We start from the raw sequence: 12,953 nt of genomic DNA, 5'->3' as shown, positions 1-12,953 counted from the left end.
CGCGAGGAGTGAGTGAGTACGATGGCCAACCGGCTGCAAGTGATCTACATCGAAGACGACGCGCTCGTTCGCCGGGCGAGCGTGCAGAGCCTGCAACTCGCGGGCTTCGACGTCGCCGGCTTCGAATCGGCCGAGGCGGCCGACAAGGCGATCGTCGCCGACAACGCCGGCGTGATCGTCAGCGACATCCGGCTGCCCGGCGCGAGCGGGCTCGACCTGCTTGCGCAATGCCGCGCGCGCGTGCCCGACGTGCCGGTGATCCTCGTCACCGGTCACGGCGACATCTCGATGGCCGTGCAGGCGATGCGCGACGGCGCATACGACTTCATCGAGAAGCCGTTCGCGGCCGAGCGGCTGATCGAGACCGTGCGGCGCGCGCTCGAGCGGCGCGAGCTCGTGCTCGAGAATCACGCGCTGCGGCGCGAACTGGCCGGCCAGAACGTCGTCGCGCCGCGCATCATCGGCCGCAGCCCGGCGATCGAGCAGGTGCGCAAGCTGATCGCCAACATCGCGCCGACCGACGCGTCGGTGCTGATCAACGGCGACACGGGCGCCGGCAAGGAGCTGATCGCACGCAGCCTGCACGAGCTGTCGCCGCGCCGCGACAAGCCGTTCATCGCGGTGAACTGCGGCGCGCTGCCCGAGCCGATGTTCGAGTCCGAGATGTTCGGCTACGAGCCCGGCGCATTCACCGGCGCCGCGAAGCGCCGGATCGGCAAGCTCGAATACGCGTCCGGCGGCACGCTGTTTCTCGACGAAATCGAGAGCATGCCGCTCGCGCTGCAGGTAAAGCTGCTGCGCGTGCTGCAGGACGGCGTGCTCGAGCGGCTCGGCTCGAACCAGCCGATCCGCGTGAATTGCCGTGTCGTCGCGGCGGCGAAGGGCGACATGAGCGAGCTCGTCGCGGCCGGCACGTTCCGCCGCGACCTGCTGTATCGGCTGAACGTCGTGACGATCGCGCTGCCGCCGCTCGCCGAGCGCCGCGAGGACATCGTGCCGCTGTTCGAGCACTTCATGCTCGATGCGGCCGTGCGCTACGGCCGGCCCGCGCCGGTGCTGAGCGACCGGCAGCGCGCGAGCCTGATGCAGCGCGACTGGCCCGGCAACGTGCGCGAGCTGCGCAACGCGGCCGACCGCTTCGTGCTGGGCGTCGCCGAGATGCCGGCCGAGGCCGACGTGGCGGGCGATGCGGCGAGCGAGCAGACGCTGAAGGAGCGCGTCGAGCAGTTCGAGCGTGCGGTGATCGCCGAGGCGCTGAACCAGACGGGCGGCGCCGTCGCGGCGACCGCCGACCGGCTGCACGTCGGCAAGGCGACGCTGTACGAGAAGATGAAGCGCTACGGGCTATCCGCGAAAGGCGAATCGGAGCGCTGAAATGAAAACGGACCGCGGAACCGGCTGTGCCGGCGATGCGGTCCGTGTGCGGCGCGGCGAGCGGCGCGCGGCCAGCGTGCCGCGTCGGGCGGCGGCGCTTACGCCGCGTTGCCGTCGAGCGCCTTCTTCAGCAGCGCGTCGAGCTCCGCGAATTGCGGCGCGCCGACGTAGCGCTTCAGGATCTTGCCGTCCTTGTCGACGACGAACGTGGTCGGCGTGAGCTGCACGTTGCCGAACTGCTTGGCGACGCTGCCGTCGTCGAGCGCGACCTTGAACGGCAGCTGACGCGTCTGCGCGTAGTTCGCGACGTACATCGGCGGATCGTAGTTCATCGCGACCGCGACGAATTCGAGCCCTTGTCCCTTGAAGCGGTTATAGGTCTCGACCATTTGCGGCATTTCCTGCATGCAGGTCGCGCAGCTCGTCGCCCAGAAGTTGACCAGATAGACCTTGCCCTTCAGGTCGCCGGCCGTCGAGATCTTCTGGCCGGACAGCAGCGTGAACGTCGCATCCGGCGCGCTCGACTTGCCGTTGAACGCGAAAAAGCCCGCGACGGCGATCGCCGCGACGACGACGGCGGCGACGATGTAGCGGGCGGGGCCGGCGCGGCGGCGCGGCGCGGAAGGCGTGGTATTCATCTGCGGGCTCTCGGAGTCGGTCGGTCGCACCCATCGGTGCGGGACGTCGAAATTCGGCGCTCATTTTAGCGCGAATGCGGGGCGTGCATCGCCGGCCGCCGCGCATCCCGACATTGCCGTTCGACGGATAATGGCGGTTTTCCCGTGCCAACGTCCGCGATGCCGAAGCCCCTTGCCGACTCGTTTCGTCACCTTTTTCGCCCGCTGCGACACTTCGTCGCGCTCCTGTGCGCGAGCGCCGCGCTGGCCGCGTGTTCGCCGTCGTACGACTGGCGCACGCTGCACAACGATGCGGGCTACACGATCGATCTGCCTGCGAAGCCGACTGTCGACGAGCACGCGGTGGCCGTCGGCGGCACGCCGATGCCGATGCGGATGCAGGCCGCGCACGTCGACGGTGCGGTCTTCGCGGTCGGCACGCTGACGTTGCCGGACGACCGCGACGACACGCGCCGCGCGGCGCTCGAGTTCCTGCGCGCCGGCCTGTCGCGCAATCTGGCCGGCGCGCCGCAGACGGCCGCCGTGCCGGTGCCGCTCGCGGCCGGCGGCGCGGTCAACGGCCTCGAGCTGCGCGTCGCCGGCACGGCGGCCGGCGGCGACGACACGGCGCGCAAGACGATCGTCGCGCGGCTCGTCGCGCGCGGGCGCCATGCCTATCAGGCGGTCGTGATCGCCGACCGCCCGCTGCAGCAGGAGCAACTCGACCAGTTTTTCGGGTCGTTCAAGCTCGACTGACGAGGCCGGCGAGGGCGCTTCAGACTGCCCTCGCCAACTGAAAGTTCATTCGCAGCTTTCTCCGCTAATCGCCGGATTTTGCGAGGCTTTTTCGGCTATCCACAGCGGATGTGGATAACTTTGTTGAAAAGTTCGCGCGATTGCCCGCTCAGCCGCGCCGGACGGCCTTCCGGCCGATTTTGGTGCACGCCGGCGTTTTCTGAAAAGTTAATAAAAACAAGGACATACAGATCCGGCGTCGCGCGCCTGCGCACGCAGCCTCGATCGGGGCTGGATGCGTGGAATTGTGCATAAGTCAAGTCTTGACACGCGGATTTTGTCCTCAGAGGGCGGCGAGCGCGCGCCGATAGCGGATCGCTTCCGCGATGTGGGACGCGGTCGGCAGCGGCTCGCCGGCCAGATCGGCGATCGTGCGCGCGACCTTCAGTACGCGGTAGTACGCGCGCGCCGACCACCCGAAGCGCTCGCCGGCCTCGCGCAACAGCCGCTCGCCTTCGTCGGTGGGCCGGCACAGGTCGTCGGTTTCGCGCCCGCTCAGCATGTGGTTGGTCTTGCCCTGCCGCGCCAGTTGCAGCGCGCGCGCCTGCGCGACGCGCGCGGCCACCGCGGCGCTCGACTCGCCCGGCGTCGATGCGCGCGCGGCGAGTTCGGCCGGCGACAGCGCCGGCAGGTCGATCTGGATGTCGATCCGGTCGAGCAGCGGCCCGGACAGCTTGCGCAGATAGCGCGCGGCGACATCCGGCGAGCAGCGGCAGCGGCCGGATGGATCGCCGAGCCAGCCGCACGGGCACGGATTCATCGCCGCGATCAGCTGGCATGCGGCCGGGAAGTCCGCCTGCTGCGCGGCGCGCGAAATCGTGATGCGGCCCGCTTCGAGCGGTTCGCGCAGCATTTCGAGCACGTGGCGATCGAATTCGGGCAGTTCGTCGAGAAACAGGACGCCGAGGTGCGCGAGCGTGATCTCGCCCGGCTGCGGCGGATTGCGTCCGCCGACCAGCGCGGCGGCGCTCGACGAATGGTGCGGCGACCGAAACGGCCGGCGGCGCCACTGCGCCGGCGAGAAGCCGATGCGGCTCGCCGACAGCAGCGCGGCCGAGGTCAGCGCCTCGTCGTCGGTGAGCGGCGGCAGCAGCCCCGGCAGCCGCGCGGCCAGCATCGACTTGCCGGCGCCGGGCGGGCCGACCATCAGCATGTGGTGGCCGCCCGCGGCCGCGACTTCGAGCGCGCGCCGCGCGGCGCGCTGGCCGACGACGTCGGCGAGATCGGGCGCCGCGGGCGCCGCCAGGCCGTCGAGGCAGGGCGCATCGACGGGCGACAGCCGGCCGTCCGGCGCACCGGCAAGGTGCGCGCAGAGCGCCGGCAGGTCCGGCGCGCCGAACACGGTCACGCCCGGCACGAGCGCCGCCTCGGCCGCACTCGCGAGCGGCAGGTACAGCTCCGGCATGCGCGATGCACCGGCCGGGGCGCACGCTGCGCGGGGCTCGGCGCCGCCGCCGACCTGCGCGTCGTGCGCGATGTCGCCGTCGGCGCCGCCCGGCTGCGCGTCGCGCGCGAGGCCGCACGCCATCGCGAATGCGCCGCGCATCGGCCGCAGCGCGCCGGTGAGCGACAGCTCGCCGGCGAATTCGCGGCCCGCCAGCGCATCGACGGGAATCTGCCCGTTGGCCGCGAGGATGCCGAGCGCGATCGGCAGATCGAAGCGGCCCGACTCCTTCGGCAGATCGGCCGGCGCGAGATTGACGGTGATGCGTCGGACGGGGAATTCGAATCCGCAGTTCTGCAGCGCGGCGCGCACGCGCTCGCGGCTTTCACGGACTTCGAGATCGGGCAGGCCGACGATCGAGAACGACGGCAACCCGTTGGCGAGATGGACTTCGACGGTGACGTCCGGCGCACGGCCGGCCGCCGGCGCACGGCTGCGCACCACGGCGAGCGACATGGCGAGGCTCCTGTAAACGGTCGGGCGACGGCCGTACGGGGCCGCATGCCGCGGGAAACGGAACGATCGGAGCGCGCTTGCCGGCGTGGCGCGGGGAACAACGATAAAAAACGGTGAAGACGGAACGACGGACTGCGACGAACGACGCGACGGCTTCGGGGCGGCGGGCGCGAGCCGCAGCGTGCGGCCCGCGCCCGGACCTGTCGGTCGGGGTGGGGTGTCAGGCCTGGGACGCGGCGAGTTTCTGCTCGAGTTCCGCGACGCGCTTTTCGAGCTCCTCGAGACGCACGCGGGTGCGGGCGAGCACCTGGGCCTGCGTGTCGAATTCTTCGCGCGTGACGAGATCGAGCTTCGAGAAGCCTTGCGACAGCATGGCCTTCACGTTGCGCTCGACGTCCTTGGCCGGCGAGTTTTTCAGCAGGTCGCTGACGCGCGACTGCAGATCGTTGAAAACGTCGCTGGGTTGCTTCATGTGATTCCCCTTCCTTGCACAAAAAATGTGCATCTTCAGTTGCGTACGTGCCCATGATGCACGCATGACCGGAATTGGTGCGCCCGTCGCGCGGATTCCGGGCATGGCGCCCGCATGGGTGAAAGCTCCGGTGAGCCGGAACGTGCCTGCACTCTAGCAACGATCCTTTCACGGCGCCAGCAAAGCCGGCCGATGTTGGCCGTTCGGCCGGGCTTTGCGCGCCTTTCGCCGTTCGATACGACCCTCGTTCGAAACCGCCTGCGACGGCGTTCGCGTGCACATGGCATGCGAGTTGCTGAGGAGAACGCGCCAAGCATCCAAATCATTCGACGGGAAACCAGCGAGAGGACTTCATGAAACTCATTACCGCAATCATCAAGCCGTTCAAGCTCGATGAGACGCGCGAGGCGCTGTCGGCCCTCGGCGTCTCGGGCATCACGGTGACCGAGGTCAAGGGGTTCGGGCGCCAGAAGGGGCACACCGAGCTGTATCGCGGCGCCGAATACGTGGTCGATTTTCTGCCGAAGATGAAGATCGAGGCGGCCGTGTCCGACGATCTGGTCGACCAGGCCGTCGAGGCGATCGAGCGCGCGGCGCGCACCGGCAAGATCGGCGACGGGAAGATCTTCGTCACGCCGATCGAGCAGGTGATCCGGATTCGCACCGGCGAGACGGGCGCCGACGCGCTGTAACAAACAAGACGAGCGACAAGAGGAAACCTAAGATGCGCAAAGTTCTGATGTCCCTGCTGATGGCCGGCTCGCTGATCGCGGCCGGTGTCGGCCCCGCGCTCGCGGACGACGCGGCGTCCGCTGCGGCTGCTTCCGCGCCCGCCGCTTCGGCGCCCGATGCGTCGGCTGCCGCCGCACCCGCGGCCACGGCCTCCGCCGCGCCCGACGCGTCCGCCGCCGCAGCCGCGCCGGCTTCGGCCGCCGCTTCGGCTCCGGCCGATGCATCGGCCGCCGCCGCTCCCGCGGCGCCGACCGCGCCGTTCTCGGTCGATTCGTCGAAGATCAGCGCGGGCGACACCGCGTGGATGCTGACCTCCACCGCACTCGTGCTGTTCATGACGATCCCCGGCCTCGCGCTGTTCTACGCGGGCATGGTGCGCAAGAAGAACGTGCTGGCGACCGTGATGCAGAGCTTCGCGATCACCGCGCTGATCACGGTGCTGTGGACCGTCATCGGCTACAGCCTCGCGTTCACGCCAGGCAACGGCTTCATCGGCGGCCTGTCGCGCGTGTTCCTGCACGGGATGAACTACATCAAGGGCGACAAGGCGACGACGCTGACCGTCAGCCACCTCGCGTCGACGATCCCGGAATCGGTCTATTTCGTCTACCAGATGACCTTCGCGATCATCACGCCGGCGCTGATCTGCGGCGCATTCGCGGACCGCATGAAGTTCTCGGCGATGCTCGTGTTCATGACGCTCTGGTCGCTGATCGTCTATGTGCCGATCGCACACATGGTGTGGGAGCCGACCGGCTGGCTGTCGGCCGACGGCGTGCTCGACTTCGCGGGCGGCACCGTGGTGCACATCAACGCCGGTATCGCGGGCCTGATGTCGTGCCTCGTGCTCGGCAAGCGCGTCGGCTACGGCCGCGAATCGATGGCGCCGCACAACCTGGTGCTGACGATGATCGGCGGCTCGATGCTGTGGGTCGGCTGGTTCGGTTTCAACGCGGGCTCGGCGGTTGCCGCCGACGGCCGTGCCGGCTTCGCGATGCTGACGACGCAGGTCGCAACGGCGTGCGCGGCGCTCGGCTGGATGTTTGCCGAATGGATCGCGAAGGGTAAACCTTCGGTGCTCGGCATCGTGTCGGGCGCGGTCGCGGGGCTCGTCGCGATCACGCCGGCGGCCGGCTTCGTCGGCGTGGCGGGTGCACTCGTGATCGGCATCGCCGCGGGCGTCGTCTGCTTCTGGTCGGCGACCTGGCTGAAGTCGAAGCTCGGCTACGACGATTCGCTCGACGCGTTCGGCGTGCACGGCGTGGGCGGGATTCTCGGCGCACTGCTGACGGGCGTGTTCGCGGTCAAGGACATCGGCGGCTTCGACGGCAGCCTGCTGCTGCAGGCGAAGGGCGTGCTGATCACGCTCGTCTACAGCGGCGTGCTGAGCTTCGTGCTGCTGAAGCTGATCGACCTGACGATCGGCCTGCGCGTGACCGAAGAGGAAGAGCGCGAAGGCCTCGACGTGATCCTGCACGGCGAACACGTCGAATAAGCGCACCCAATCCGGCGGGGCGCCGCGACGGCGGCCCGCCGCACACGATGAGCGCAGCGACTTCGGCCCGCCTTCCGGCGGGCTTTTTTTCTCCGCACGGTCGCGAACGGGACGGATAACCCTTCACACTATCGGGTCAATAGCGACAAACTTTCTCCAAATCCTTGTGAAAGCGGGCGCAATCCCCAAATGGGCAAGGCAATTGCTCTACAATCTTCATTCTCCCGCTCGCGAGTGATTCATGGTTCCCCACCTCGTTACCGCGTTGAACGGTCCGCTGCTCGAGCTCGAGCAGAAGATCCTCGACGCGACGCCTGCGATCGAACGCTGGTTCAGGCTCGAATGGCAGGAACATACGCCGCCGTTCTATTGTTCGGTGGACCTGCGCAACGCCGGCTTCAAGCTGGCGCCCGTCGACGCGAACCTGTTCCCCGGCGCGTTCAACAATCTGCCGTCCGAAGTGCTGCCGCTTGCCGTGCAGGCGGCGATGGCCGCGATCGAGAAGATCTGCCCGGACGCGAAAAACCTGCTCGTGATTCCCGAGCTGCCGACGCGCAACGCGTTCTATCTGGAAAACGTCGCGCGGCTCGCGACGATCATGCGCCAGGCCGGCCTGAACGTCCGTTTCGGCTCGCTCGATCCGAGCATCACCGACATCACGCCGATCACGCTGGCCGACGGCCAGAAGATCGTGCTCGAACCGCTCGAGCGTTCGCAGCGCCGTCTCGGCCTGAAGAACTTCGATCCGTGCTCGATCCTGCTGAACAACGACTTGTCGGCCGGCATTCCGTCGGTGCTCGAAAACCTGCACGAGCAGTATCTGCTGCCGCCGCTGCATGCGGGCTGGGCCGTGCGCCGCAAGTCGACGCACTTCTCGTGCTACGACGACGTCGCGAAGAAGTTCGCGAAGATGGTCGGCGTCGATCCGTGGATGGTGAATCCGTATTTCGCGCACGTCGAAGGCGTCGACTGGCAGGCGCATGAAGGCGAGCAGGCGCTCGCCGACGCGATCGACGGCGTGTTGAAGAAGATCGCGCGCAAGTATCGCGAATACGGCATCAGCGAAAAGCCGTACGTCGTCGTGAAGGCCGATGCGGGCACCGCCGGGCGCGGCGTGATGACCGTGCACGATGCGGCCGAGATCGGCCGGATGTCGAAGGCCGAACGCGCGCAGATGGCCGAGTCGAAGGCCGGCCTCGCGGTGCGCGACGTGATCGTGCAGGAAGGCGTGTATACGTTCGAGCGCGTCGGCGACGAAGTTGCGGAGCCCGTCGTCTACATGATCGACCGCTACGTCGTCGGCGGCTTCTATCGCACGCACGGCGGCCGCGAGCGCGACCAGAACCTGAACGCACCGGGCATGCACTACGTGCCGCTCGGCTTCGAGCACACCGCGCTGCCCGATGCCGGCGCGAAGCCCGGCGCCGCGCCGCCGAACCGTTTTTACATGTACGGCGTCGTCGCGCGCCTGTCGCTGATCGCATCGTCGATCGAACTCGAAAAGACCGATCCCGAAGCCATTCAGGTGTAACCGGGCTTCGCTACGTACAGGACCCGCATGGACATTCTCTTTATCGCCGACCCGCTCGAGCGCTTCAAGATCTACAAGGATTCGACCTACGCGATGATGGCCGAGGCCGCGCGGCGCGGCCATGCGATCTACGCGTGCGAGCCGCGCGAGCTCGCCTGGACGGGCTCGGCGGTCGAGGCCGACGTGCGGCGCATCACGTTCGTCGGCGAACTGGACGATTTGCATCGCGAGACCTGGTACGAGGCGGGGCCCGTCGACGCGCGGCGCCTCGAGTCGTTCGGCGCGGTGCTGATGCGCAAGGATCCGCCGTTCGACATGGAATACGTGACGTCGACGTGGCTGCTCGAACTGGCCGAGCGCGCGGGCGCGCGCGTGTTCAACCGCGCGCAGTCGATCCGCGACCATTCGGAAAAGCTCGCGATCGGCGAGTTCCCGCAGTTCGTCGCGCCGACGCTCGTCACGCGCGACGCGAAACGGCTGCGCGCATTCCATGCCGAGCACGGCGACGTGATCCTGAAGCCGCTCGACGGGATGGGCGGCATGGGCGTGTTCCGCGTGAAGCCGGACGGCATGAACCTCGGTTCGATCATCGAGATGCTGAGCCACGACGGCACGCGCTCGGTGATGGCGCAGAAGTTCATTCCCGAGATCAAGGCCGGCGACAAGCGCATTCTGCTGATCGGCGGCGAGCCGGTGCCGTATTCGCTGGCGCGGATTCCGCAGGGCAGCGAGGTGCGCGGCAATCTCGCGGCCGGCGGCCTTGGCGTCGCGCAGCCGCTGACGCCGCGCGACCGCGAGATCGCCGAGACGCTGGGCCCGGTGCTCGCCGCGCGCGGGCTGCTGCTCGTCGGCCTCGACGCGATCGGCGACTGGCTCACGGAGGTGAACGTGACGAGCCCGACCTGCTTCCGCGAAATCATGGAGCAGACGGGCTTCGACGTCGCCGCGATGTTCATCGACGCGCTGGAGCGGGCGGCCGCGTAGGCACCCGCCGCGTCACACCGGCGGCGGCCGCGCAGGCCCGCCGCCGCCGGATCGGCATGACCGGCCTGCTACAATGCCCGCTCGTCCGGCGCCGCGATCGGCGCGCCGAAGGCCCGGCGGTCGGGCCGACACTGTTGCAAGGCTGAACATGAAACGATCCCCTCATTCGCTACGCCCGCTGCCCCGCCGCGGGCTGTCGGTCCGCCAGGGGCGGCCGGGAGCGGTCTGACATGGCCGGGATTCTGATCATCGCGCACGCCCCGCTCGCCACCGCGCTGCGGGACTGCATCGCGCACATCTACGGCGGCGTGCCCGCCCGCATCGGCTGCATCGACGTGCAGGCGGACAGCGATCCCGCCCAGGTGATGGCGTTCGCGCATGCGGAGCTTGCGCGCCTGAAGGAAGAGAACGGCGCGGTCGTGCTGACCGACATGTACGGCGCGACGCCGGCGAACATCGCGGGCCAGCTCGCGAAGATCGCCGACGTGCGCGTGCTCGCGGGCGTGAACCTGCCGATGCTGGTGCGCGCCGTGTGCTATCGGACGATGCCGCTCGACAAGCTCGTCGACAAGGCGCTGTCCGGCGGCGCGAAGGGCGTACACGAGGTGGCGGCCGGCACGCCGCCGCCGCCGTCGGAAGTCGGTTGCGGGCAGTGCGCGCCGATTCCGCCGGAGCCGCAGCCGCGCACCGAATCGCACTGACCGTTATCCGCTTTCGTTTTAGACCGTGCAGCCGGCGTGCGCCGCCGGCGGCCTCGACCGACCCGACCGATCATCATGCTTCAACAAGAAACCACCATCGTCAACAAACTGGGGCTCCATGCACGCGCATCGGCCAAGCTCACGCAACTGGCCGGCAATTTCCAGTCGGAAGTCTGGATGTCGCGCAACGGGCGCAAGATCAATGCGAAGAGCATCATGGGCGTGATGATGCTCGCGGCCGGCATCGGCAGCACGATCACGATCGAGACCGACGGCCCCGACGAGAAGGAAGCGATGGATGCGCTGCTGAAGCTGATCGCCGACAAGTTCGGCGAAGGCCAGTAAACCGACGCACGGGATCGTTTCCGATTCCAGTCAGAATGCCGCGGATTCCGCGGCTTTTTTTTCGCCGGCAGCATTGATGCGAAACGCGCAATGCTGCGCTGCATGCAGTCAGCGGACACGCGCGGAATTTATAATCGCTATCCGGGGTCATAAGCGCATCGCAGCAGTGTGCCGCGGCTTTTCATGTACAGAGGAGGTGCGCGTGTCCTTCACGCTGCATGGCATTCCCGTCTCACGTGGTATCGCGATCGGGCGAGCGTATCTGATCGCGCCGGCGGCGCTCGACGTCGCCCATTACCTGATCGAGGCGAACCGGATCGACGCCGAGGTCGAGCGCTTTCGCACGGCGCTCGATGCCGTGCATCGCGAGCTCGAAGCACTGCGCGCCGACCTGACCGACGACACGCCGTCCGAAGTCGGCGCATTCATCGACGTGCACGCGATGATCCTCGGCGACGCGATGCTCGTCCAGGAAACGATCGACCTGATCCGCACGCGCCGCTACAACGTCGAATGGGCGCTGACCGAACAGCTCGATCTGCTCACGCGCCACTTCGACGACATCGAGGACGAATACCTGCGCGAGCGCAAGGCCGACATCGAGCAAGTGGTCGAGCGCGTGCTGAAGGCGCTCGCGGGCGCACCGTCGGCCGCCCAGGCGCTCGACGGCGCAGCGGCGAACGGCACGAGCGAGATGATCGTCGTCGCGCACGACATCGCGCCGGCCGACATGATGCAGTTCAAGACGCAGTCGTTCCAGGCGTTCGTCACCGATCTCGGCGGCCGCACGTCGCATACGGCGATCGTCGCGCGCAGCCTCGGCATTCCGGCCGCGGTCGGCGTGCAGCACGCGAGCGCGCTGATCCGTCAGGACGATCTCATCATCGTCGACGGCGATCAGGGCATCGTGATCGTCGATCCGGCGCCGATCGTGCTCGAGGAATACTCGTACCGCCAGTCGGAGAAGCTGCTCGAGCAGCGCAAGCTGCAGCGCCTGAAGTTCTCGCCGACGCAGACCTTGTGCGGCACGCCGATCGCGCTGTACGCGAACATCGAGCTGCCCGACGACGCGAAGGCGGCGGTCGATGCGGGCGCCGTCGGCGTCGGGCTGTTTCGCTCCGAATTCCTGTTCATGCATCAGAAGGAGATGCCGGAAGAGGAGGAGCAGTTCGCCGCGTACAAGCGTGCGGTCGAGTGGATGAAGGGCATGCCCGTCACGATCCGCACGATCGACGTCGGCGCGGACAAGCCTCTCGAAGCGCTCGACGAAGGCTACGAAACCGCGCCGAACCCGGCGCTCGGGCTGCGCGCGATTCGCTGGAGCCTGTCCGAGCCGCAGATGTTCCTCACGCAGTTGCGCGCGATCCTGCGCGCGTCGGCGTTCGGTCAGGTGAAGATCCTGATCCCGATGCTCGCGCATGCGCAGGAGATCGACCAGACGCTCGACCTGATTCGCGAAGCGAAGCGCCAGCTCGACGACGCGGGGCTCGCGTACGATCCGAACGTGCGCGTCGGCGCGATGATCGAGATTCCGGCCGCCGCGATCGCGCTGCCGCTGTTCCTGAAGCGCTTCGATTTCCTGTCGATCGGCACGAACGACCTGATCCAGTACACGCTCGCGATCGACCGCGCCGACAACGCGGTCGCGCATCTGTACGATCCGCTGCATCCGGCCGTGCTGCACCTGATCGCCTACACGCTGCGCGAAGCGAAGCGCGCGGGCGTGCCGGTGTCGGTGTGCGGCGAAATGGCAGGCGACCCGGCGCTCACGCGGCTATTGCTCGGCATGGGGCTCACCGAATTCTCGATGCATCCGAGCCAGTTGCTCGTCGTGAAGCAGGAGATCCTGCGCGCGCATCTGAAGTCGCTCGAAAAGCCGACGGCCGACGTGCTCGCCGCATTCGAGCCCGAGGAAGTGCAGGCGGCGTTGAAGCGCCTCGCAGTCGCCGAACCGCGTGCGGACGCCGCTGCATAATCGCGACGACTAGTCCTCGACGATCATGACGA

The 12,953-nt window shown here is 68.0% G+C and carries 12 protein-coding genes; 9 read left to right on the top strand and 3 right to left on the bottom strand.

Annotation, left to right across the window (positions count from 1 at the left end; genetic code table 11):
• Positions 1-21: 21 nt before the first annotated feature.
• On the top strand, positions 22-1,374 hold the full coding sequence (locus ACSHSS_RS04225; RefSeq protein WP_006407050.1) for a sigma-54-dependent transcriptional regulator: 1,353 nt from the start codon (positions 22-24) through the stop codon (positions 1,372-1,374).
• Between the two features lie 98 nt (positions 1,375-1,472).
• On the opposite strand, the gene ACSHSS_RS04220 is transcribed toward ACSHSS_RS04225, so the two are convergent.
• Entirely contained in the window at positions 1,473-2,012 is a 540-nt protein-coding gene (locus tag ACSHSS_RS04220) for a TlpA disulfide reductase family protein (RefSeq protein WP_006398170.1), read from the bottom strand.
• 159 nt (positions 2,013-2,171) lie between these two features.
• Here ACSHSS_RS04220 and ACSHSS_RS04215 point away from each other — a divergent pair, with 159 nt between their 5' ends.
• Complete coding sequence (locus ACSHSS_RS04215) at positions 2,172-2,747, top strand: hypothetical protein (protein ID WP_006398171.1); 576 nt, start codon at positions 2,172-2,174, stop codon at positions 2,745-2,747.
• 322 nt (positions 2,748-3,069) lie between these two features.
• Here the strand turns inward: ACSHSS_RS04215 and ACSHSS_RS04210 are convergent, their stop codons facing one another.
• Together ACSHSS_RS04210 and ACSHSS_RS04205 are read right to left on the bottom strand one after the other, a co-directional pair.
• On the bottom strand, positions 3,070-4,686 hold the full coding sequence (locus ACSHSS_RS04210; protein WP_261512174.1) for a YifB family Mg chelatase-like AAA ATPase: 1,617 nt from the start codon (positions 4,684-4,686) through the stop codon (positions 3,070-3,072).
• Between the two features lie 220 nt (positions 4,687-4,906).
• Positions 4,907-5,158, bottom strand: a complete 252-nt coding sequence (locus ACSHSS_RS04205) for an accessory factor UbiK family protein (RefSeq protein ID WP_006398174.1) — start codon at positions 5,156-5,158, stop codon at positions 4,907-4,909.
• A gap of 353 nt (positions 5,159-5,511) precedes the next feature.
• On the opposite strand from ACSHSS_RS04205, the gene ACSHSS_RS04200 reads away from it, so the two are divergent.
• From ACSHSS_RS04200 to ptsP, 7 genes are all read left to right on the top strand, one after another.
• The gene (locus tag ACSHSS_RS04200; protein ID WP_006398175.1) at positions 5,512-5,850 is read left to right on the top strand and encodes a P-II family nitrogen regulator; all 339 of its coding nucleotides are present in this window, start codon (positions 5,512-5,514) and stop codon (positions 5,848-5,850) included.
• Between the two features lie 32 nt (positions 5,851-5,882).
• Entirely contained in the window at positions 5,883-7,385 is a 1,503-nt protein-coding gene (locus ACSHSS_RS04195; protein ID WP_012212654.1) for an ammonium transporter, read from the top strand.
• 241 nt (positions 7,386-7,626) lie between these two features.
• On the top strand, positions 7,627-8,916 hold the full coding sequence (gene gshA / locus ACSHSS_RS04190; protein WP_006398178.1) for a glutamate--cysteine ligase: 1,290 nt from the start codon (positions 7,627-7,629) through the stop codon (positions 8,914-8,916).
• 27 nt (positions 8,917-8,943) lie between these two features.
• Positions 8,944-9,900: a glutathione synthase gene (gene gshB, locus ACSHSS_RS04185; RefSeq protein WP_048805638.1), complete on the top strand. Its 957-nt coding sequence runs from the start codon at positions 8,944-8,946 to the stop codon at positions 9,898-9,900.
• A gap of 230 nt (positions 9,901-10,130) precedes the next feature.
• Positions 10,131-10,601: a PTS sugar transporter subunit IIA gene (locus tag ACSHSS_RS04180; protein WP_006398180.1), complete on the top strand. Its 471-nt coding sequence runs from the start codon at positions 10,131-10,133 to the stop codon at positions 10,599-10,601.
• A gap of 75 nt (positions 10,602-10,676) precedes the next feature.
• Positions 10,677-10,946, top strand: a complete 270-nt coding sequence (locus ACSHSS_RS04175; protein WP_006398181.1) for an HPr family phosphocarrier protein — start codon at positions 10,677-10,679, stop codon at positions 10,944-10,946.
• A 202-nt stretch (positions 10,947-11,148) separates the two neighbouring features.
• Positions 11,149-12,921 (top strand): phosphoenolpyruvate--protein phosphotransferase, encoded by a 1,773-nt coding sequence (ptsP, locus tag ACSHSS_RS04170; RefSeq protein WP_006398182.1) that lies wholly within the window; start codon positions 11,149-11,151, stop codon positions 12,919-12,921.
• Positions 12,922-12,953 lie beyond the last annotated feature (32 nt).

It is taken from the genome of Burkholderia sp. BC1, from assembly GCF_052683555.1.
Note: the sequence above shows the minus strand (reverse complement) of the source record. Positions and strands in the feature narration are given on the sequence as shown.

Coding starts and splice junctions, on each gene's coding strand:
- ACSHSS_RS04225 (WP_006407050.1), top strand. CDS start 22: ATGGCCAACCGGCTGCAAGTGATCTACATCGAAGACGACGCGCTCGTT.
- ACSHSS_RS04220 (WP_006398170.1), bottom strand. CDS start 2,012: ATGAATACCACGCCTTCCGCGCCGCGCCGCCGCGCCGGCCCCGCCCGC.
- ACSHSS_RS04215 (WP_006398171.1), top strand. CDS start 2,172: ATGCCGAAGCCCCTTGCCGACTCGTTTCGTCACCTTTTTCGCCCGCTG.
- ACSHSS_RS04210 (WP_261512174.1), bottom strand. CDS start 4,686: ATGTCGCTCGCCGTGGTGCGCAGCCGTGCGCCGGCGGCCGGCCGTGCG.
- ACSHSS_RS04205 (WP_006398174.1), bottom strand. CDS start 5,158: ATGAAGCAACCCAGCGACGTTTTCAACGATCTGCAGTCGCGCGTCAGC.
- ACSHSS_RS04200 (WP_006398175.1), top strand. CDS start 5,512: ATGAAACTCATTACCGCAATCATCAAGCCGTTCAAGCTCGATGAGACG.
- ACSHSS_RS04195 (WP_012212654.1), top strand. CDS start 5,883: ATGCGCAAAGTTCTGATGTCCCTGCTGATGGCCGGCTCGCTGATCGCG.
- gshA (WP_006398178.1), top strand. CDS start 7,627: ATGGTTCCCCACCTCGTTACCGCGTTGAACGGTCCGCTGCTCGAGCTC.
- gshB (WP_048805638.1), top strand. CDS start 8,944: ATGGACATTCTCTTTATCGCCGACCCGCTCGAGCGCTTCAAGATCTAC.
- ACSHSS_RS04180 (WP_006398180.1), top strand. CDS start 10,131: ATGGCCGGGATTCTGATCATCGCGCACGCCCCGCTCGCCACCGCGCTG.
- ACSHSS_RS04175 (WP_006398181.1), top strand. CDS start 10,677: ATGCTTCAACAAGAAACCACCATCGTCAACAAACTGGGGCTCCATGCA.